The 21,051-nt window shown below is 28.8% G+C and carries 20 protein-coding genes; 5 read left to right on the top strand and 15 right to left on the bottom strand.

The genetic code is table 11. From position 1 onward, the window contains the following. Entirely contained in the window at positions 1-420 is a 420-nt protein-coding gene (locus tag ACH5BK_RS10995; RefSeq protein ID WP_404307329.1) for a heme-binding domain-containing protein, read from the top strand. 1 nt (position 421) lies between these two features. Further along, positions 422-3,379 (top strand): DNA mismatch repair protein, encoded by a 2,958-nt coding sequence (locus tag ACH5BK_RS10990; RefSeq protein WP_404307327.1) that lies wholly within the window; start codon positions 422-424, stop codon positions 3,377-3,379. Between the two features lie 12 nt (positions 3,380-3,391). Here ACH5BK_RS10990 and ACH5BK_RS10985 read toward each other — a convergent pair whose 3' ends face one another. The 14 genes from ACH5BK_RS10985 to ACH5BK_RS10920 all read right to left on the bottom strand — a co-directional run bounded on the left by ACH5BK_RS10985 (position 3,392) and on the right by ACH5BK_RS10920 (position 17,076). Further along, entirely contained in the window at positions 3,392-4,708 is a 1,317-nt protein-coding gene (locus ACH5BK_RS10985) for an MFS transporter (protein WP_404307325.1), read from the bottom strand. Then, on the bottom strand, positions 4,698-4,859 hold the full coding sequence (ypmT, locus tag ACH5BK_RS10980; RefSeq protein ID WP_404307323.1) for a protein YpmT: 162 nt from the start codon (positions 4,857-4,859) through the stop codon (positions 4,698-4,700). Before ypmT ends, ACH5BK_RS10985 begins: the two co-directional genes overlap by 11 nt. A 23-nt stretch (positions 4,860-4,882) precedes the next feature. Next, complete coding sequence (gene hisA / locus ACH5BK_RS10975; protein ID WP_404307321.1) at positions 4,883-5,590, bottom strand: 1-(5-phosphoribosyl)-5-[(5-phosphoribosylamino)methylideneamino]imidazole-4-carboxamide isomerase; 708 nt, start codon at positions 5,588-5,590, stop codon at positions 4,883-4,885. 38 nt (positions 5,591-5,628) lie between these two features. Next, positions 5,629-6,477 (bottom strand): TIGR01777 family oxidoreductase, encoded by an 849-nt coding sequence (locus ACH5BK_RS10970; RefSeq protein ID WP_404307319.1) that lies wholly within the window; start codon positions 6,475-6,477, stop codon positions 5,629-5,631. A 23-nt stretch (positions 6,478-6,500) separates the two neighbouring features. Next, the gene (hisH, locus tag ACH5BK_RS10965) at positions 6,501-7,109 is read right to left on the bottom strand and encodes an imidazole glycerol phosphate synthase subunit HisH (protein WP_404307317.1); all 609 of its coding nucleotides are present in this window, start codon (positions 7,107-7,109) and stop codon (positions 6,501-6,503) included. Positions 7,110-7,137: 28 nt separating this feature from the next. Beyond that, the gene (locus tag ACH5BK_RS10960; RefSeq protein WP_404307315.1) at positions 7,138-7,710 is read right to left on the bottom strand and encodes a ComF family protein; all 573 of its coding nucleotides are present in this window, start codon (positions 7,708-7,710) and stop codon (positions 7,138-7,140) included. Between the two features lie 112 nt (positions 7,711-7,822). After that, positions 7,823-9,610 carry a translation elongation factor 4 gene (gene lepA / locus ACH5BK_RS10955; protein WP_404307312.1) on the bottom strand — a complete coding sequence of 596 codons (1,788 nt, stop codon included), beginning with the start codon at positions 9,608-9,610 and terminating at the stop codon, positions 7,823-7,825. Positions 9,611-9,737: 127 nt separating this feature from the next. Next, complete coding sequence (locus ACH5BK_RS10950) at positions 9,738-10,853, bottom strand: OmpA family protein (protein WP_404307310.1); 1,116 nt, start codon at positions 10,851-10,853, stop codon at positions 9,738-9,740. Between the two features lie 143 nt (positions 10,854-10,996). Next, positions 10,997-12,091 carry an OmpA family protein gene (locus ACH5BK_RS10945; RefSeq protein ID WP_404307308.1) on the bottom strand — a complete coding sequence of 365 codons (1,095 nt, stop codon included), beginning with the start codon at positions 12,089-12,091 and terminating at the stop codon, positions 10,997-10,999. Between the two features lie 54 nt (positions 12,092-12,145). Continuing rightward, positions 12,146-13,078 carry a ribose-phosphate pyrophosphokinase gene (locus ACH5BK_RS10940; RefSeq protein ID WP_404307306.1) on the bottom strand — a complete coding sequence of 311 codons (933 nt, stop codon included), beginning with the start codon at positions 13,076-13,078 and terminating at the stop codon, positions 12,146-12,148. 151 nt (positions 13,079-13,229) lie between these two features. Continuing rightward, positions 13,230-14,264 carry a tRNA 2-thiouridine(34) synthase MnmA gene (gene mnmA / locus ACH5BK_RS10935; RefSeq protein ID WP_404307304.1) on the bottom strand — a complete coding sequence of 345 codons (1,035 nt, stop codon included), beginning with the start codon at positions 14,262-14,264 and terminating at the stop codon, positions 13,230-13,232. Between the two features lie 164 nt (positions 14,265-14,428). Next, positions 14,429-15,526, bottom strand: a complete 1,098-nt coding sequence (gene mnmA / locus ACH5BK_RS10930; protein ID WP_404307302.1) for a tRNA 2-thiouridine(34) synthase MnmA — start codon at positions 15,524-15,526, stop codon at positions 14,429-14,431. Positions 15,527-15,551: 25 nt separating this feature from the next. Then, entirely contained in the window at positions 15,552-16,037 is a 486-nt protein-coding gene (gene folK, locus ACH5BK_RS10925; protein ID WP_404307300.1) for a 2-amino-4-hydroxy-6-hydroxymethyldihydropteridine diphosphokinase, read from the bottom strand. A gap of 13 nt (positions 16,038-16,050) precedes the next feature. Continuing rightward, entirely contained in the window at positions 16,051-17,076 is a 1,026-nt protein-coding gene (locus ACH5BK_RS10920) for a M24 family metallopeptidase (protein ID WP_404307298.1), read from the bottom strand. Between the two features lie 75 nt (positions 17,077-17,151). Between ACH5BK_RS10920 and aroQ the strand changes: the two genes are divergently transcribed. Genes aroQ through sppA form a run of 3 tightly spaced genes read left to right on the top strand, consistent with a single transcriptional unit; the run spans position 17,152 to position 19,740 of the window. After that, positions 17,152-17,622 (top strand): type II 3-dehydroquinate dehydratase, encoded by a 471-nt coding sequence (aroQ, locus tag ACH5BK_RS10915; protein ID WP_404307296.1) that lies wholly within the window; start codon positions 17,152-17,154, stop codon positions 17,620-17,622. Between the two features lie 11 nt (positions 17,623-17,633). Beyond that, the gene (locus ACH5BK_RS10910) at positions 17,634-18,857 is read left to right on the top strand and encodes a metal-dependent hydrolase (RefSeq protein ID WP_404307294.1); all 1,224 of its coding nucleotides are present in this window, start codon (positions 17,634-17,636) and stop codon (positions 18,855-18,857) included. Next, a complete protein-coding gene (gene sppA, locus ACH5BK_RS10905; protein WP_404307292.1) occupies positions 18,850-19,740 on the top strand; it encodes a signal peptide peptidase SppA in 891 nt (296 codons plus the stop codon). The genes ACH5BK_RS10910 and sppA overlap by 8 nt, the downstream gene beginning before the upstream one ends. 79 nt (positions 19,741-19,819) lie before the next feature. Here sppA and ACH5BK_RS10900 read toward each other — a convergent pair whose 3' ends face one another. After that, on the bottom strand, positions 19,820-21,022 hold the full coding sequence (locus ACH5BK_RS10900) for an acetate/propionate family kinase (protein WP_404307290.1): 1,203 nt from the start codon (positions 21,020-21,022) through the stop codon (positions 19,820-19,822). Between the last annotated feature and the right edge of the window lie 29 nt (positions 21,023-21,051).

Genomic DNA, 21,051 nt, shown 5'->3' with positions numbered 1-21,051 from the left:
ATGAAAAGAACACTTTTGATTTTTCTTATTGTATTTATTGTAATGCAATTTATACAAACTGAACAAAAAAACTTTCCTATCGATAAATCTTTAGAAATCCAAGCTCCTTCTGAAATAATGACAATGTTTAAGCAGTCTTGTTATGATTGTCATTCTAATAATGTAAATTGGCCTTGGTATTCTAAAATTGCACCCTTTTCTTGGATTATTAGTGAACATGTAAATGATGGAAGAAAATGGTTGAATTTTTCTGAATGGGAAGCTTATTCGCAAGAAGAAAAAAACAAAAAGTTAAAAGGTATTTATAGAACAGTATATGCTGTAATGCCATTACATTCATATCTTTGGCTTCATGAAGAAGCTGATCTTACAAAAGAACAAAGAAAGCAAATAAGAGATTGGACGGGAGTTAGAAAGTAAAGTGAGAGAAGAAGTAGCAGAACTTTTAGCTGATAAAAAAACATTATTAACTATTACATATTTTAAACTTCAAGAACTATTTGAAAAAAAGTATGGAGAGAATACTGTAGTTCTTATGGAAATAGGGACTTTTTTTGAAGTTTATGAAGTTAATAATGATGAAATGCAAATAGGAAAAGCTAAGGAAATAGCTGAACTATTAAATATTCAACTAACAAGAAAAAATAAAACAATCCTAGAAAACTCTCCTGAAAATCCTATTATGGCAGGAGTCCCTGCTATATCCTTTGAGAAACATTTATCAAGAATAATAAGTGAACAAAAATATACAGTAGTAGTTATAAAACAAAAGGGTTTACCTCCTAAAGTATCAAGGTATTTAGATACTGTAGTAAGTCCTGGAACAAATTTTGATTTTGTAATAGATCAAGATGAAAATAATATTACTTCTTTAGTTGTTGAACAAATAAAAGGTATTTATTTAGTTGGATATAGTGCTATTGATGTAACTACTGGAAAGTGTTATTATAATGAAGTTCATGGGACAAGTGAAGATAAGTTTTATGCTTTAGATGAAGTATTTAACTATATGAATATGCACAAAACTAATGAAGTAATTGTAAGTTTTGCAGATAAAAATATAAATCAAAAAGAAGTAATTGATTATTTAGAGTTAAACCTAAAAACTTTTCATATAGGTTCTTTTAGACCAAAAATAAATTATCAAAACGAATTATTTAAAAATGTTTTTGATATTCAGTCTTTATTAACTTCAATTGAGCATTTGGATATGGAAAGAGTTCCTCTAAGTACAGAAGCATTAGCTATTTTAATTGATTTTGTAATAGGACATGACTCAAATATAGTTCAAAAACTTTCTCTCCCTCAAAAACTTGATGTAGGAAAATATATCTATTTAGGAAACAATGCACTAGAACAGTTAAATATAATTGAAACTAGTCATAACCCAAGTTTAATAAAACTGATGAATAATACTTCAACAGCAATGGGAAAAAGACTTTTAAAAGAAAGACTTACTCATCCTGTAAAAGATACAAAAGAAATATTAAGAAGGTTTAATCTTTCAAAAGAACTATTTGATTATCACGGGCCTATAGAGAATGAATTAGCAAATATTTATGATATTGAAAGATTAACTAGAAGAATTAAACTAAGCAGACTTCATCCTTTTGAATTAAACTATTTATATGATTCTCTTCTTAGTATAAAAGAAGTTGTAACTTTTATGGAAAATTACAAGTTTTTAACACCTCCTTGTAGTAGTTCAGAACTTAGTTTATTTATTCAATCAATTGATTCAACGTTTGATTTAACAGTATCTGGTAAATATATGTTAAAAGATGTTGAATCAAATATGGTTTGTGAGGGAATAAATGCTCAAATTGATGAATTAAATAATGAAAATATTGAACTTTATTCAAAGCTAGAACTTCTTAGAAAACATATTTTAAGATTTTTAAATGCAAAAGACGACTCAAATTTTGTTAGTATAAATAGGCTTGATAAAGAAGGCTTTTTTCTTTCAATGACTAAAAATAGATTTAATCTTATAAAAGAAGAATTGTTAAATTCTCATATAATTATAGATGATGATTTACTTTTATTTAAAGATTTTACAGTAAAAATGCAAACAAATTCTGTTAAGATATTTTGTAGATTAAGTGAGAGTGTAAGTGATAAATATGTTCATAATTTAAAAAAAATAGTTGAATTAAATAAACTTGTATTTAAAGATAAACTACTTGAATTTGAAAAGAAGTTTTCGAAACTTTTAGAAGAGTTAGTTCAGTTTATTGCAGAGGTAGATTTAACAGTATCAAATATAAAAACAGCAAAAAAGTATAACTATACTTGTCCAAAGATTGTAAAAACTAAAGATGAAGAGAACTTTATTGAACTTATTGATTTAAGACATCCTATTATTGAAGCAAATGAAGATCAAGGTATTTATGTACCAAATGATATTATCTTAGGACAGCTATCTTATGCTTCAAAAGAGTATAAAGATAATGTGATTATCAAAAACTCAAATCCAGTTAATATCAAAGATAATAAAATGCATGGAGTTTTACTTTATGGTATTAATTCATCAGGTAAATCCTCACTTATGAAATCAATCGGAATAGCAGTTATATTAGCACAGGCAGGTTTTTATGTACCTGCAAAATCTATGAGGTTCTCAATCTTTGATGCTGTATATACTAGAATTAGTGGTGCTGATAATATAGCAAAAGGTTTATCTTCTTTTGCAGTTGAGATGTTGGAGCTAAAAAATATTTTCAATAGAGCAAGTAAAAAGTCACTTATTTTAGGAGATGAAATTTCTCATTCTACTGAAACAATGAGTGGCTTAAGTATAGTAGCAAGTGCTATTTTAAAACTAGCAAAATTAGAATCAATTTTTGTATTTGCGACACATTTACACCAACTTCCAGAGATAAAAGAGATTCAACAGCTTAAAAATATTATCTCTTTACATTTATCTGTAATGTATAAAGATGATGAAGATAAACTTATTTTTGATAGGAAATTAGCATTTGGTAGTGGTTCATCTATGTATGGATTAGAGTATGCAAGATCACTTCACATGGATAAAGAGTTTTTGAGTGTTGCTAATGATATAAGAAAAAGATTAACAGATGATTATGATAAAATAGAAAGACTTACTCATAGAAAAACATCTAAATACAATAAAAATGTATTTGCTTCAACTTGTGTGATATGTGGCAAAGCTTGTGATGATGTTCACCACATTAAAGAACAAGCAAAAGCAAATAAAGATGGATTTATTGAGCATATAAACGCAAATCATAAATACAATCTTATTCCACTTTGTAAAGAACATCATAAAATGGTACATGATGGAAGTATTAATGTAAATGGTTTCGTAGCAACTTCAAATGGATTGGAACTTCATTATACTATGCTTGAAGATTAAGAAGATAGAGTATTAATCTTCTTGTACTTCAGGTAGCTTATTTGCTAAAATAATTGCTATTAATCCAATAATAGATAAAACTAAAATAACACCACTAAGTCCAATAAATGAAGTTAATGCTCCAATAAGTCCACTAGCTAATAGAATAAGTCCAATTAGTGTATTACTTACAGCTACATAATCTGTTCTTTTATTTCCCTCAGCTAAATCAACAATATATGTTTTTCTTCCTATTCTAATACCTTGATACCCTATACTTAATATAAAATATATAATAGGCATTAACCAAATATATGAAAATAAATCTTTATAAAAAAAGTCAATAGCTACAACTAAAAATCCCATAGATGTAGAAATACTAGCTCCTAGTATCATAACTTTTCTACTTGATTGATCAGAAAATTTACCCCAAAAGTTTGCTGAAAGCATATCTGCTAAACCATTTGATAAAATAAAAAGACCTAATAAAAAGGCATTTGCATCACTATTTTGTTGAGCCATAACTACAAAAAAAGGTGCACTTAAAACAGCACATAAAAATAAGGCTCTAGTGATTACAAAAAGTCTAAAAGGTTTATCAGTTTTTAAAATTGATAATTTACTTATAGCCACGCTAAAAGCATTTCCTCCTCCATCAGTTTCTCCTTCAAACTCTTTTATTCTTAAATATGTAAGAGATGCTAATATCCAGAAAAAACCTGCAATTGAAAATAAAACTCCAAAGTTTTGAGGAGAAAAAGGTTTTTGTGAATTTACTAAAAGGTATATACCAAAAGCTACAACTAAGATACTTGAAAGCATTGCCGAGTAGCCATTTAGTGTACCTCTTCTGGTTTTGGGTATAGTTTTTCCTACTACATCTTTTGCTGCAACTGAGCATAATCCTCTTGATAAACTCATCGCAATTAATAAAGCTATGATTGTTAATCCAGCATCTAATCCTTCCATCTTCCATGCTACAATAGCAATTAAAATCATACAAACTGCTTGTAAAAAAGTACCAAGTGACCATATATATTTTCTAAAAGGCAGTTTTCTTATAAAAGCAGCAATAAATAGTTGAGGTATTAATGAACCAGACTCTTTTATTGGAACTAAGAAACTTATTAAATACATGGGTACACTAAGGCTTTCCATCAACCAAGGTAGAACTACTTTTGCATTAGCTACAGCATCTGCTATTTTATTAAAAAAATAGCTTATTAAGGTTATAAAAAAGTTTCCAGGAACTACTTTACAAGCACTTTCATCTATTGCTTTACAAACTCTAGCATCTTCTTCATTTACAAGTTTTTCATATATTGAATCTATTTTAGTTTTATTTGACATGATTATTTTTCTTCATTTGAATGATATTTTTAATTAGTAAGCTTATAAATATTAGTGATATACTTATATTTATATAGAAGCCTTGCATATTGTCTTTTCTAAAAAAAGTATATGCTAAGGCTGAGAATATTAAAGAAATCACTAAACACATTTTAGTTTTCCTTATATTAAATTTTATAAGGCTTTAAAACCTTCTTCTAAATCAAGTGTCCCCTCATAGAATGCTTTTCCTACAATAACACCTGCAATGTTTCCATTTTCTTTACAGTTAGTGATGTCATTTATATCTTTTACCCCACCACTTGCTATTGTGTCAACCCCTGAAGCTAATGCAATTGATTCTGTAAACTCAACGTTTACACCACAAAGCATACCATCTTTAGAAATATCTGTACAAATAATAGCTTCAACACCTGCATTTGCAAACTCTTTTGCTAAGTCAGTTGCCTTCATAGTTGAAACTTCTGCCCAACCTTCAACAGCTACCATTCCGTTCATAGCATCTATTCCAACAGCAATAGGATATTTTGCTGCCATATCTTTTACAAATTGTGGATCTTTTACAGCAATTGAACCTAAAATAAGTCTATCAATTCCAAGTTCAACATACATTTTGATAGTTTCTTCATCCCTGATTCCTCCACCAACTTCAATCTTTAAGTTACAATTTTCTTTGATTTTTTTGATTTGCTCTAAGTTTGCTGGTTCACCTGCAAATGCTCCATTTAAATCCACTACATGAACCCATTTAGAACCTAATTCTTCAAATCTTTTTGCAACTTGCCAAGGCTCATCTGAATAGATTTTTGCACTATCCATAAGTCCTTTACTTAATCTTACAGCTTTTCCGTCTTTTAAATCAATCGCTGGTAAAATATCCATACTTTTTATATCTCCTGTTTTTTAATTCTTCTTTTCTTTTAGCATAAATCTTTTATTGTTTCATCAATAGTTTTGTATTTAAATTCAAAACCTAAATCCATAAGGTTTTTAGGAATAGCACTTTGCCCATCAGTTAAAACTTTAGCACCTTCACTAAATATTATATTTAAAACAAATTCAGGTACTGGAAGTATAGTAGGTCTTTTTAGTGTTTTTCCTAAAGCAAGAGTTAGACCTTTATTTGTTGTTGGATTAGGGGCTGTAAGGTTGAAAATATCTTCATGATTATTTTCAATTACAAATTTATAAGCATTTAGTAAATCTTCAATATGAATAAAACTAAAAGCTTGTTTCCCGGTTCCTATAACTCCCCCAAGTCCAAGTTTAAAAGGTGTAATCATTTTTTCTAAAGCACCACCATCTTTTCCTAAGACTATACCAAATCTAAAGATAGATACTTTTGTACTTTCACTTCTTGCTTTTAAGGCTTCTTCTTCCCAGTCCTCAGCTAATTTTCCTAAAAAGTCACTAGTATGAACTCCATTTTCATCATAAGTTTGCTTATTATCATAGATACCAACTGCAGACGTTGATATAAGTTGTATAGGTTTATTTTGAACTTTTTTTATTGCTTTAACTATTGCTTGTGTTGTATCAATTCTACTTGAGTAAAGTAGTTTTTTATAACTTTCACTCCATCTATTGATAATATTTGCACCTGCAAGATTTATTACTATATCACTTTGATTTATAATCTCTTCTAATCTTTGTTGATTAGATAAGTCACCTCTAGCAATAGGCAATACTTCATAACCTAAGTTTGTAAAATACTTTTTAAGATTTGTTCCTACAAATCCACTTGATCCTGTTATTGCTATTGTTTTCATTTGTGACTCCTTTTATATAAATACTATTTTATTTTTATAAAGTTTTCTAAAATCTTAATACCATTATCATGAGATTTTTCTGGATGTGGTTGGAAACCGTAAACATTATCTTTATTTACTGCACTTACAAACTCATATCCATAAACTGTTTTACCTATAATATTCTCTTCTTTTGTTTGTGCATGATAAGAGTGCACAAAATATAAATATGGATTTTCAAGTCCTTCAAATAAAGAGTGCTCTTTGTTTATTATTGTATTCCATCCCATGTGAGGTATTTTTATATCCTCATGCATTTTAGATTTATCAAACTTTACAACCTCCCCATCTATTAAACCAAGACCTTGTGTATGACCAAACTCTTGTGAACTCTCAAATAGAAGTTGCATACCAAGACAAATACCAATCATAGGTTTTCCAGTTTTAGAAAACTCATAAATTGCTTCTTTCATACCTGTCTCATTTAGGTGCTGCATTGCATCTGCAAAAGCACCAACTCCTGGTAAGATTACTCTATCAAAATTTTTTAGTTCATTTGGATCTTTAACAATCGAAGCTTTTGCATCTATTAGATGACAAGCATTATAAACACTTGCTAAATTTCCCATGTTATAATCAATAATTCCTATCATATATACCCTTTAATAAAAATTTATTATACTAAAGTTTTGCATCAGCTAGGGTTAAAGAGAATAGCACTTGATTATTTCTTTTTTCTAAAGCTTTTTTTGCTTCTTTAATTGTAGCACCTGTTGTGATTAAATCATCACATAAAATTGTCGTTTGATTAGATATTTTTGTACATTTAAACCTTCTTGGATTTTTCTGTCTAAATTCAAGGTCTTTTCCTGCATATTTGACTATGTTTTGTGCTTTTAAGCAGTTGTATTTAGGCTTGATATTTTGTGAGTTTAGATACCGTGCTAATATTGCTGTATGAGAGAATTCATGTCTTACATGATCATCAATAGGAATTGCTAGAATATTTTGAAAATAAGTGAAATTTTGTGCAAATTTATAAAATGACAACTTAGCTAGAAGATTAAAAACTTTATCTCCATGAAAATAGTACTTCGAACTAATAAGTTCTTCTATATCACTAAGAGCATAAAAAGAGTAGTTATAAAAATCTTTTTCAATTTCTCTTTTGTGAAAAGAGGGGTGTAATAGGGTCTTTTGACACTTTTTACATATAATTTGAAAAGATAGGTTTTCACATAGGATACATTTCATAATCAATATAATAACATAAAAAATTATAAAAGTATATAATATTAAAATTACTGAAAAACTTAATAGACTAAGTTAATCAATAATTTTTATTTTAAATTTAAAACTACAGAAATTAGATTTTTAAAACAGCCATAAATGCTTCTTGTGGTACATTTACTTTACCAATAGCTTTCATTCTTTTTTTACCGGCTTTTTGTTTTTCTAATAGTTTTCTTTTTCTCGTAATATCCCCACCGTAACATTTTGCAGTTACGTTTTTACCTGTTGATTTTACTGTTTCTCTTGCGATGATTGTTGTACCAATACTTGCTTGGATTGCTACTTCAAATAATTGTCTTGGTATCATTTCTTTTAAAGCTTTGATAAACTCTCTACCTTTTGTTACAGCTTTTTCTTCAGGTACGATAATAGATAGGGCATCTACTACATCTCCTGCAACTCTAACATCTAATTTTTTAAGATTTCCTGGTCTAAATCCAATTGGTTCATAATCAAATGATGCATAACCTTTTGTAGTTGATTTAAGTTTATCATAGAAATCCATTACTATTTCATTCATTGGAATATCATATTCTAATAATACTCTTGCTCCAAGATAATCCATTTTTACTTGAATTCCTCTTTTATCATTTAAAAGTTTTATCACGTTTCCTAAGAACTCATCAGGTACTAAAATAGTAGCTTTTACATAAGGTTCGAAAATTGTTTCAATATAGTTTGGCTCTGGTAATTCAGAAGGGTTTTGAATATCAATTCTCTCTCCATCTTTTTGTAAAACTTCATATACAACAGTTGGTGCTGTTGCTATTAAATCAAGATTAAATTCTCTCTCTAACCTTTCTTTGATTACTTCCATGTGAAGCATACCTAAGAAACCTGTTCTAAATCCAGAACCAAGGGCAGCTGAACTTTCAGGTTCAAAAGAAATAGAAGAATCATTTAGTTGAAGTTTAGTTAAAGCTTCTCTTAAGTCTTCAAATTTATCAGTTTCAATTGGATAAAGTCCAGCAAATACAAAAGGTTTAGCAGGTTCAAATCCATCAATTGCCTCAGGTGTTGGCTCTTTTGCATCTGTCATAGTATCACCTACTGCAATACCATCAAGTGTTTTAAGTCCAAGTACAACGATTCCAATTTCACCTGTTTTTATTTCATTTGTATTTTGTCTTTTTAGTGGATGTGGATACATTAAGTTAAGAACAGGATGTTCAACTTTAGTATTCATCATTTTAAGCATTTGACCTTTTTTGATACTTCCTTCATATACTCTTACAAGTGCTAAGGCTCCAAGATAATTATCAAACCAAGAATCATAAATAAGTGCTTTAGTTGGAGCATTTTCATCACCTTGTGGTGCAGGAACTCTATCTACAATTGAATCAATTAAGTCTCTTACACCTAAACCTGTTTTTGCTGAGATTAGATTGTTTTCAGTACAATCAAGTCCAATAGCATCTTCAACTTCTTCAAGAACTCTATCTGGATCTGCTGATGGTAAATCAATTTTATTTACAACTGGTAATAGTTCTAAATCATTATCCATTGCTATATAAACATTTGCAATAGTTTGAGCTTCAACACCTTGAGTTGAATCTACAATAAGTAAAGCACCCTCAGATGAAGCTAATGATCTACTCACTTCATAAGAGAAATCAACGTGACCTGGAGTGTCAATTAAATTAAGAACATAGTTTTGTCCATCTTTAACATAATCAAGTCTTACACTTTGAGCTTTGATTGTAATACCACGCTCTTTTTCAATATCCATTGTATCCATTACTTGTGCAGACATATCTCTATCTGCTACTGAACCACATTCTTGAATAATTCTATCTGCTAATGTAGATTTTCCGTGGTCAATATGAGCAATAATACTAAAGTTTCTAATATTTTTCTGCAAGGCTAATCCTATTTATTTAATTATATATTCGCGATTATATCTAAAATTATGTAAGTTTATAGTTAAAAGAGAAAAGAAGGAGTAATTACAAGGTTTAGAATAATTCTAAACCTTATAAAAAGAAAAATTACTGATTAATAAGACCAATAACTCTTCTATTTTTTGCTCTACCTTCTGCTGTAGTATTTTTAGCAATTGGCTTTGTTTCTCCATACCCAATTGGTGTAAGTCTTGATACATTAATCCCAGAATTCTTAAGTTCTTTGATTATAGAGTTAGCTCTTTTTAGAGATAATATTTCATTGTATTTATTACTTCCTTTTGAGTCTGTATGTGCTTCAATTGTTGCAGTAAGTTTTTTATTTTCTTTTAAAATCATCGCAAATTTATTTATTTGATTTAGATATTTATCATTGATTTTTGCTGAGTTATAATCAAAATTAATTTTTAAATCAATTGTTGCTACACAACCTTCATTATTTACTTTTATACCTTCTGATGTGTTAGGACATTTATCTAATCTATTAATAACACCATCATTATCATCATCTAGCTCACACCCATTTTCGTTTACTTGAACACCCAGAAGTGTATCAGGACATAAATCTTTAGAGTTTAAAACACCATCCTTATCATCATCTCCATCTATAACTACAGGTTTTTTTTCTTCCTCAACAAGTGGTACTTTTGCTACAATTGGTTCTTTATATTTTTTACCAAGAGGTAAAGCTAATCCTAATGTATACATAATATCATTTCTACTATTTTCAAAAGCATATAAATGTCTAATATCACTTTTTATAGCCATTCCGTAATAAGGAATATCATATCTTAAACCAAGACCCCAGTTAAAAAATATAGAGTCTTTATTTTCCCCTAATTCTTGAGAAACATCTTGATTTCCTAGACCAGCTAGTCCATAAGCAGATAATTTATCAGTAATACCATATTTTTTAATGGCATTTAAGAAAATAGTATTCATGTTTGTATTTGAACCAGTTGAATATTCAACACTTTGGCTTCTTAAAAAACCTAATTCTACTTGGTCTATCATCATACCTTCTAAATTTTTAGCAATGGATAAACCACCATTTAAATAATTATCGTCTTTAAGTTTGTTACTTGAATCACTTAAAATTCCTGCTGCATAACCTGTAACTTCATATTCATAGTTTTTACTTGGATTACTTGCTGAAAATAATAAAGAAGATGAAATTATTGTTGTTAGTATAATTTTTTTCATCTAAAATCCTTTAAAAAATAATTTGTCAAATTATATCATAAAGAACGTACAAAATAAGTTAAATAGTATTTTAAATAAGAAAACTTAGTAAAAAAAAGGGCATAGTAAAAACTAAGCCCTTTATATTACAAGATATTTGAAGTTTATTTAGAGATTACAGCTGTAACTCTTCTATTTGCTGCTCTACCTTCAGCAGTTTTATTTGATGCTACTGGTTTAAGCTCACCATATCCAATAGCTCTTAATCTTGTAGCTTCTACATCTAAGTTAGTTAAAGCTTTAATTGTAGCTGCTGCTCTTCTTTGAGATAAGTTTTGGTTATAAGCTTTTGTACCTACTGAATCAGTATGTGCTTCAATTGTTGCTTTTAATTTTGTATTACTATTCATAACTTTAGCAAATTCAATAATCTTTGAAGTGTATTGCTCTTTAATTTCTGTTGAGTCATTGTCAAAATTGATTTTTAAATCAACTAATGTCATACATCCAACATTATTTACTTCTGCGTCTGCCATAGTATTAGGACATTGATCTAATCTATTTACTACACCATCTTTGTCATCATCTAATTCACAACCTTGTGCATTTACAACTGCATTAGGAACTGTATTAGGACATTGATCTTTTTCATCAATAACCCCATCATTATCAGAATCAAGAGGAGCAGGTTCAACTACCTTTTTTACTACTGGTGCAGGAGCAGGAGCTGCAACTTTTCCAAATGGAATTGATAAACCAACATTGTATAATAGTGTATTATCACCATGGTCTGTTTCAATAGCATGTCTTAAGTCAATTTTTACAGCCATATCATCATAAAATTTGATTTTAACACCAGCACCATAGTTACCAAATAGTCCACTTTCATTACCTGCGAACTCATCATTGAAATACTCAACTCCCGCACCAACTAATGCATAAAAAGAATAAACTGAATTTAAATTATATTCTTTTACTAAGTTAGTAAATACTCTAGTAACTCCTGTATCTCTATTTGCATTCTGATAATTTACGTCTTCAATTGATCTTAAAAAACCAACTTCAACTTGATCGAAAATAGAATCTGTTTGGTTAAAGCCAATAGCTAAACCTGCATTACTATAACCTTTTGGTAAATCAGTATTATGCTCAGAAAAAGCTGTTGAGAACATAGGTGTAACTTCATATTTATATTCTGTCGCATTTGCACTTACTATCATAGAAGCACATGCTATAGTTGAAAGAATTATTTTTTTCATTTTTTACCCTTGTTATAATTTTTGTTATTATAGCATAAATCGTTTTATATATTATTAAGCTATGAAAATAGAATTAACAGACTCGTTATTATGGATTCTTCTAATTGTTTCTCCTATCATAACAGAAGCTGATAAAACAGTTACCTTTTTAGCGTCTTTTTGTGTAGGAATTGTGTCAGCAACAACTAATTCATCTAAAACACCTTTTTCAATTCTTTCATAAGCTGGTCCAGAAAGTACTCCATGTGTACAACAAGCCATAACAGAATTAGCTCCTCTTTTCTTTAGTACTTCAGCTGCTTTTACTAGTGTTCCAGCAGTATCAACCATATCATCAACTAAAATAACATCTTTATCTTTTACATCACCAATAATATTCATAACCTCAGATACATTTGCTTTTTCTCTTTTTTTATCTACGATTACTAAGTCATAACCTAATTTATCAGCATAAGATCTAGCTCTTGCTACTCCACCAATATCAGGACTTGCGATAATAGGGTTTTTGAAGTTTTTAGATTTTATATAATCTACAAATAAAATAGAACCAAATAAATTATCTGCAGGAATATTGAAGAAACCTTGAATTTGTGCTGCATGTAAATCAATAGTTACAATTCTATCAATTCCAGCTGCTTCTAATAAATCAGCAACTAATTTTGCAGTAATAGGAACTCTTGGAGCTGCTTTTCTATCTTGTCTTGCATAGCCATAATATGGAATTACTGCTGAAATTGACTTTGCACTTGATCTTTTTAGTGCATCAACCATAATTAGAAGTTCCATTAAGTTATCGTTAGCTGGAGCACATGTTGGTTGACAAATAAATACATCTTGTCCTCTTACACTTTCTGTAATTTGAACAGAGATTTCTCCATCACTAAATCTATTTAAAGTAGCACTTGAAACTGGAACACCTAAATAATCCGCAACTTTTGCTGTAAACTCAGGATTAGCTGAACCACTAAAAAGTTTAAATGTTGACATATAATTTTCCTTGAATGATTGTTGTTAATATCGTGTGATTTTATCTAAAGAGTACTTAATGAATTGTTAGAAGTTTAAAAGTAGGATTTATAAAAGGTAGTTAAATAAAAAGAAGAGCATAATTCTTCCTTTTATTTAAAAATAAAATGTCTTATTTCGTAGTCTTGATCCAGCCACTTCCAATAACTTTTTCTTTTTCATAAAAGACTGCAAGTTGTCCAGCAGCTACACCAAATGCAGGCTGATGAAGTTTTATAATAGCTGAATCATTTTCAATTTTTACTTTACATGGAATAGATACAGATCTATATCTTAGTTTTACAGTACAGTCAAATTTTTTGTCTGTAATATACATATTTAAATTTTCTGCAATAACTTCATTTACTTCTAATGCTGTTTTTTTACCAACTACAATTGTATTGTCTTTAGCATTGAGTTTTGTAACAAAGTGTGGTTCTTGAGCCCCATGAACAGTAAAACCTCTTCTTTTCCCAATTGTATAATGTGCATAACCTTTATGTTTACCAATTATATTTCCATTTTCATCTAATACATCACCTTCTTGGTCTATTTTTGCATGTTTTTTTACAATATCTGTATAGACTGTATCAACAAAACAGATTTCTTGAGATTCATTTTTTTCTGTGATTTTTTTGTATGTAGAGTTTAACTTTGCACCAAATTTAATAATATCTTCTTTTTTGTAAGTACTTAGTGGGAACATCATTGATTTTAATGCTTCAACTGGAACTTGGGATAGGAAGTAACTTTGGTCTTTTGATTTATCATCAGCTTCGTAAATGAATTCTCCATCTGTTTTTGCATAGTGTCCTGTTGCAAGAAAATCTGCACCTTTGCTTTTAGCAAAGTCAAGCATAGCGCCAAATTTAATTTGTCTATTACATTTAACACATGGATTGGGAGTTGTACCCTCTATATATGAGTTTACAAAGTAGTCATAAACTTCTTCTTCAAATTTATTTGCTAAATCTAATACATGATATTTAATATTAAGAAATTTAGAAACATTTTCAATAAAATCTAAGTTCGATTCATGATAACCATCAGTTCTATTATGAAGCTTTAGATAAACACCTTCAACTTCATAACCTTCTTGTTGTAGCATGTAAGCAGTAACAGAAGAGTCAATTCCTCCACTCATACCTACCATAACTTTTTTTTGCATTTATAATCCTTTTTAAAGGAATAGTCACAAACTCTCTATTTGCCCAATTTTATATAAAATTTATTTTTTGGTTTTAGGCGTATCTTGAAAGGATCGCTTTCTTCCGAATGTTAATTACCAATCTTTAAATAGTAAAGATTAGTAAAAAACGCGATTATATCATATTATTTATAATCACTTATAAATCCACCACCAAGACAGTATTGTCCATCATATAGAACAAGACTCTGACCTAAAGTTACAGCTCTTTGAGGTTTATCAAATTTTACTAATACTTTATCTTCATTTACTTCTACAACTGTGCATTCTTGTTTTTGTTGTCTATATCTAACTTGTGCTGTTAATTTATCTCCTATCTTTGGAGTTTTTTCTAGAACCCAGTGTACATGAGAAGCTTGCGTATATTCACTCATAAGCAATGGATGGTTTGTGTCTTGAACAACTGTTAAAGTATTATCTTCAATATTTTTCTTTGCAGCATACCATGATTTGTGAGTATTATTTTCACCTTCATTTCCTTTGATACCACCAAGACCAATACCTTTTCTTTGACCTAGTGTATAGCAAATAAGACCTTTGTGCTGTCCTAAAACTTTTCCATGCTCATCAATCATATCACCTGGAATTGCTTTTAGATGTTGCGTTATAAAATCATCAAATCTTTGATTACCAATAAAACAAATTCCTGTACTATCTTTTTTATCACTTACAGGTAAGTTATGTTCTCTTGCAATTTCTCTAACTTCTGTTTTTGTTAAATCTCCAAGTGGAAACATAGCTTGACTTAGTTGTTCACTTGATAGAGCATGCAAGAAGTAACTTTGATCTTTTGAGCTATCTTTTGGAGTATCTAATACATAATGATCTTCATATTTTGCAATTTTTGCATAATGTCCAGTTGCAATAAAGTCAGCACCCATTTTTTTTGCTTCATTCAAAAATACATTAAATTTAATTTCTTTATTACATAAAATATCTGGATTTGGAGTAAGACCTTTTTTTAAACCTTCTAAAAATATATCAAATACTTTTGTTCTATACTCTTCTACAAAGTCTTTACCTTTTACTTCAATGCCAATTAGTTCACCTACTTTTTTAGCATCTTCAAACTCTATACGATTAGGACATTGGCTTCCTTTGATTCCATATTCCCAGTTACGCATAAATAAGCCTACTACATCATAGCCTTGTTGTTTTAATAGTAATGCTGTAACAGAAGAGTCAACACCACCTGACATTCCAACAACTACTTTTTTCTTCATTTATTTACCTTTTTTAATTCACGTTTTATAATTTATTCATATATTTTAAAGGAATAATCACTGATTCTCTATTTGCCCAGTCTTTATGAGGGATAATAAGGTGTTCTGAATTTATTTTTTTCTTTTCAAAAAATATAATATCTATATCCAGAGTTCTAGGCGCATCTTGAAAGGATCGCTTTCTTCCAAATCTATTTTCTAATCTTTGCATGTTTTTAAGAAACTCGTTAGGACAAAGATTAGTTTTAAGCGCAATTATACCATTTAAAAAATCATTTTGTTCTAAGTAACCAAAAGGAGGATTAATAAGTAAGGGACTTGTCATAAGAATATCAAATTTTGTATTTTTGCATAATGATAAGAATAACTTATCAAAAGTTTGTTTTACATTTCCAATATTTCCCCCAATACCAATAGTTACATGATATTTTTTATTTGAAGTTTTTTTTGAATAAAATGGAAAATTTGGTGTTTTTAAAAGTGTTAACTTTTCATTTAATTTTTTTTTCAAATTTTTCTCTTTTTTATAAAATTATTGCTTTTCCATTTTTCATTACAACAGTGTCCTCAATTCTTACACCAAATTCATCTGGTAAATAAATTCCTGGTTCTATTGTAAATACCATATTATCTTCAATAATAACATCTGACCTTGAATTTATATTAGGAAATTCATGTATATCAAGTCCTACTCCATGACCTGTACTGTGTACAAAATATTTTCCGTATCCTGCTTTTTCTATTATATCCCTAGCTAATTTATCAATTTGACTTGCTTTCATTCCAGTTCTAGCTTTATTGATAGCTGTTAGTTGAGCCTTATAAACTAAGTCATAAATTTTTTGATGTTTTTTATTTTTAAAATTTTGTTCTCTTTTAAAAGTAAAGCTTTCAAAATCTACACTAGAAGTACAAGTTCTGTCTGAACAATACCTTTTATACTTTACTCCTGCATCAACTAAAAGTAGGTTGTTTAGTTTTAGTTTTTTATTTGTTGGAAGTGCATGGGGTTTTGCTGCATTTTTATTTATAGCAACTATTGGATCAAAACTAAGTTCAAGTTTTCCTGCTTGACTCATTTTTTCAATTGCTTTAAAATGTAAAAACTCTTCAGTTTGATTAAAGCCATTTTTTCTAATATATTTAGCAAAAGAAGTAAAACCTTTTCTTCCCAATGAGGCTGCTTTTTTTAGATATTTAATCTCTTCATTAGTTTTAATAATTCTATTTTCTTTTGAAAAGTTAGCCTTTGGAATAAAATCAGTTTTTAAATCAGCTGTTAGATTAACGTAAGTTGCATATTTAAAATCATTTGGATCAAAAAATATTTTTTTAACTTTATTTTTTTTTAATATTTCTTTTGCACTTTGTATTAAATCATTAGATTCAATAACTGCACAGTTTTTAGTATATTCTTTAGCTTCAATTGTATATCTAGCATCAGTGATAAAATATTTTTCTTTTCCTAAGTTTAAAAAAATTACATTGTCACATGAAAAATTAGCTTCAAAATAAATAGCATTTTCATTTAATAAAATAAAATTTCTCATAATCCCTCTTTCTTTGGTATGATTTAACATAAATTTAAATATAATCTTACCTAAAATTTATAAAAGGAATATAATATGAAAATAGCAGTAATTCAAGGACCAAACTTAAATATGTTAGGAATTAGAGAACAACATATTTACGGTCCAATGAGTTTAGAACAAATTCATGAGCAGTTAAAAAATGCAGCGGCTCAAAATGGAGTAGAATTAGAATTTTTCCAATCAAACTTAGAGGGTGAAATTGTTGATAAAATTCAAGAATGTTTAGGTGAGGTTGATGGTATCATGATTAACCCAGCAGCATTCTCTCACACTTCAATAGCAATTAAAGATGCATTATCAGCTGTAGAATTACCAACAGTTGAAGTTCATATTTCAAATATTTATAAAAGAGAAGAATTTAGACAAAAATCAATTACAGCTGGTGCAGCAACAGGTGTAATTACTGGATTTGGACCATTTGGATATCACATGGGACTTATAGCTTTAATGCAAATTATTTCTGAAATTAAAGCTGTAGAAGAGTCTTCTCAAAACGCTGAATAAATAGAACTTTTATGAAAATAATAAGTTCAAAGTGGGTTGTAACCTGTGATGAAAATAATAGCATCATTGAAAATGGTGCTATTGTTTTTTCTGATAAAATTATAGATGTAGACACTAAAGAAAATATTCAAAAAAAATATCCAAATATTGAAATTCAAGAAGAAAAAGAAAATTCTGTATTAATGCCAGGTTTAATCAATTCTCATGTTCATTTAGAGTTTAGTGCAAATAGTACAACTCTTAAATATGGTAATTTTATGAATTGGCTTAATTCTGTTATTAAAAATAGAGAAGTTTTAATTGAAAAAGCAAATAAAAAACTTATTGAAGATAAATTAAAAAAGATGAAAAAAACTGGTACTACAACAATTGGTGCAATTTCTTCTTATTCTTTTGATTTAGAAGCTTGTATTTCTTCACCTTTAAATAAAGTATTTTTTTGTGAGGTAATAGGAAGTAAACCTGATATGGTTGATACTTTATTTATTGATTTTAAAGCAAGACTTAAAAATATAAAACAGTATGCCAGTTCTAATTTAATACCAGCAGTTGCTATTCATTCACCTTATTCAGTACATCCTTTTTTATTAAGGGAGACTTTAAATATAGCAAAACAAGAAAATTTAGCTGTAAGTTCACATTTTTTAGAATCACCAGAAGAGTTTGAGTGGTTACATAAAGATGAGGGTTTATTTATAGATTTTTTTAAAAATTTTTTAGGACAAGATAAGGCAGTTACAAAACCTATGGAATTTTTAAATCAGTTTAAGGGAGTTGATAAATTATCTTTTACCCATTGTGTAGAAGCTAGTAATGCAGATTTAGAGAAAATAAAAGAATTAAATGCTTCAATTAATCATTGTGTTACTTCTAATCGTATCTTAAATAATACAAAAATTGATATGAAGAAATTAGGTGGTATAAATATAAGTATTGGTACAGATGGATTAAGTTCTAATAACTCTTTATCTATGTTTGATGAATTAAGAAATGCATTAATGATTCATGTGGATGAAAATATTATAAAACTATCTCAAAAACTTTTAAAAGCTGCTACAGTTGGTGGAAGTAAAGCTCTAGGTTTAAATAAAGGTGTTATAGAAAAAAATGCTGATGCTGATATTATCTGTTTTAAATTACCAGATGAGGTAAATAATAAAGATGATTTAGCTATGCATATTATTCTGCATACAAAATTTGTAGATAAAACAATTATAGGAGGAAGAAATGTTTAATTTTTTTAAAAAACTGTTTTATCCTATTATTGCTGTATTAGATTTTATTACAAAATATTTTAAAACAGTTGTATTTTTAACTATTGTTTATTTTATTGTATACGGTACGGGTAATAATAGTGAAAACAATAATAATTACGAAGTCGCTAATTTACAAAAAATAGTTTTATTTGGACCTATTTTAGATGTAAATAAGACTTTAGAAGATATTCAAAAAGCAAAAGAAGCTGATAATATTAAAGGTGTTTTACTTGAAGTGAATTCTCCTGGTGGTGCTGTTGCTCCTTCTGTTGAATTAGCTTATGCAATTAAAGAGTTAAAAGAAGTAAAGCCTGTTGTTGTTTATGCTAGTGGTGTAATAGCTAGTGGATCATATTATGCTTCTATTTGGGCAAATGAAATTATTGCTAATCCTGGAAGTATGGTTGGTTCAATTGGTGTTATTATGCAAGGTGTAAATACAGAAGAATTAATGGCTAAGATTGGTATTTCAACTCAAACTGTAAAAGCAGGGAAATATAAAGAGTCAGGAACACCAACTAGAAAATGGTTTGATTATGAAAAAGAACAGTTACAATCTATAATAGATGATACATATAATATGTTTATTTCAGATGTAGCAAAGGCAAGAGGTTTAAAAGTTGAAAATCATAAAAATTTTGCTGATGCAAAAGTTTTTACATCAAGACAAGCTAAAGTAGTGGGACTTGTAGATGAAGTTGCTACTATTTCTTATGCTAAAGAAAAGTTAGAAAAATTATCAAAAGTTGAGTATCCTATTTGGAAAAAGCAAGATAAGTTTGAAAAGTTTATAGATAAAATTATAAATGAAACAGTTTCAAAAGTTTCTATGACTTTTGTAAATTCTTTAAAAGCTTATTAGATAGTATTTGTATATTAAAAACAAAAAAGGGATGAAGATAAACTTCATCCCTTTTTTTATGGAAAATTTAAAAAATAAATTATTTTTCAAGTCCTGAAACGATTTTGAAAGTGTCATTAGCAATAACGTATTCTTCATTAGTAGGAATAACAAAAATTCTTGAAGAAGAGCCATTTGTCGCAATATCTCTTGCTTCTCTTGATCTTTTGTTATTTTTAACTGGATCAATAACTAGACCCATTGCATCTAATCCAGCACAAACTTTTTCTCTGATTAATGCAGCATTTTCACCAATTCCACCAGTGAAACATAAAGCATCTATTCCGTCTAAAGCTGCTACATAAGCACCTACATATTTTTTAATATTATATGCAACCATATCTACAGCTAATCTACAATTATCATCACCTTCTTGCATACCTTCTAATACTTCTCTTAAATCAGAAGATTTTCCAGAAATACCTAAAATACCTGATTTTTTATTCATAATATTTAAAGCTTCATCAATAGTAATGTTTTCTTGACTCATCATATATTGTAATGCACCAGCTCCAACATCACCAGCTCTTGTTCCCATCATTAAACCTTGAACAGGTGTAAGTCCCATAGATGTATCAATACATTCTCCATCTTGAACAGCAGAAACAGAAGAACCATTTCCTAAGTGACATACAATAATTCTAGTATTATGTTTTTTATCTAACATTTTTCTTGCTTCATTTGAAACGAAGAAGTGAGAAGTTCCATGGAAACCATATTTTCTAATACCATGTTTAGTATATTGATCTTTTGGTAAAGCATACATATAAGCATAATCAGGCATAGTTTGGTGAAAAGCAGTATCAAATACAGCTACATTAGGTTTTCCAGGCATTAATTCTTGACAAATTTCCATTCCCATAATATTTGCTGGGTTATGTAATGGAGCAAGTGGAATTAATTTTTTCATAGTTTCAATTACTTTATCTGTAACCATTACAGATGAAGCAAACTCTTCTCCTCCATGAACTGCTCTATGACCAATTGCTTCAATATCATCAATAGAATCAATTACTTTACCTTCACCATCAGTTAATGTTCTTAAAACAAGCTCAATAGCTTCTTTATGTGTTGGCATATTTACATCAATTTTTAATTCTTGATCATTACCAAACTCATGTTTTAAAAGACCATCAATTCCAATTCTTTCACAAATTCCTGCTGCTAAAGTCTCTTTTGTAACTGGGTTCATTAATTGATACTTAAGAGATGAACTTCCTGCGTTTAAGATAAATACTAACATATTTTGCTTCCTTTTCTTTTTATAGATTT

The organism is Arcobacter sp. YIC-80 (assembly GCF_044841725.1).
Taxonomy (GTDB): domain Bacteria; phylum Campylobacterota; class Campylobacteria; order Campylobacterales; family Arcobacteraceae; genus Arcobacter_B.
Note: the sequence above shows the minus strand (reverse complement) of the source record. Positions and strands in the feature narration are given on the sequence as shown.

Bases quoted from the DNA above. Each gene is read 5' to 3' on its own strand.
- mnmA (WP_404307302.1), bottom strand. From the start codon at position 15,526: ATGAAGAAAAAAGTAGTTGTTGGAATGTCAGGTGGTGTTGACTCTTCT.
- ACH5BK_RS10970 (WP_404307319.1), bottom strand. From the start codon at position 6,477: ATGAAAACAATAGCAATAACAGGATCAAGTGGATTTGTAGGAACAAAT.
- sppA (WP_404307292.1), top strand. From the start codon at position 18,850: ATGTTTAATTTTTTTAAAAAACTGTTTTATCCTATTATTGCTGTATTA.
- aroQ (WP_404307296.1), top strand. From the start codon at position 17,152: ATGAAAATAGCAGTAATTCAAGGACCAAACTTAAATATGTTAGGAATT.
- ACH5BK_RS10920 (WP_404307298.1), bottom strand. From the start codon at position 17,076: ATGAGAAATTTTATTTTATTAAATGAAAATGCTATTTATTTTGAAGCT.
- ACH5BK_RS10940 (WP_404307306.1), bottom strand. From the start codon at position 13,078: ATGTCAACATTTAAACTTTTTAGTGGTTCAGCTAATCCTGAGTTTACA.
- ACH5BK_RS10900 (WP_404307290.1), bottom strand. From the start codon at position 21,022: ATGTTAGTATTTATCTTAAACGCAGGAAGTTCATCTCTTAAGTATCAA.
- ACH5BK_RS10950 (WP_404307310.1), bottom strand. From the start codon at position 10,853: ATGAAAAAAATTATACTAACAACAATAATTTCATCTTCTTTATTATTT.
- ACH5BK_RS10910 (WP_404307294.1), top strand. From the start codon at position 17,634: ATGAAAATAATAAGTTCAAAGTGGGTTGTAACCTGTGATGAAAATAAT.
- ypmT (WP_404307323.1), bottom strand. From the start codon at position 4,859: ATGTGTTTAGTGATTTCTTTAATATTCTCAGCCTTAGCATATACTTTT.
- ACH5BK_RS10985 (WP_404307325.1), bottom strand. From the start codon at position 4,708: ATGTCAAATAAAACTAAAATAGATTCAATATATGAAAAACTTGTAAAT.
- hisH (WP_404307317.1), bottom strand. From the start codon at position 7,109: ATGATAGGAATTATTGATTATAACATGGGAAATTTAGCAAGTGTTTAT.
- ACH5BK_RS10995 (WP_404307329.1), top strand. From the start codon at position 1: ATGAAAAGAACACTTTTGATTTTTCTTATTGTATTTATTGTAATGCAA.
- hisA (WP_404307321.1), bottom strand. From the start codon at position 5,590: ATGGATATTTTACCAGCGATTGATTTAAAAGACGGAAAAGCTGTAAGA.
- ACH5BK_RS10945 (WP_404307308.1), bottom strand. From the start codon at position 12,091: ATGAAAAAAATAATTCTTTCAACTATAGCATGTGCTTCTATGATAGTA.
- ACH5BK_RS10960 (WP_404307315.1), bottom strand. From the start codon at position 7,710: ATGAAATGTATCCTATGTGAAAACCTATCTTTTCAAATTATATGTAAA.
- mnmA (WP_404307304.1), bottom strand. From the start codon at position 14,264: ATGCAAAAAAAAGTTATGGTAGGTATGAGTGGAGGAATTGACTCTTCT.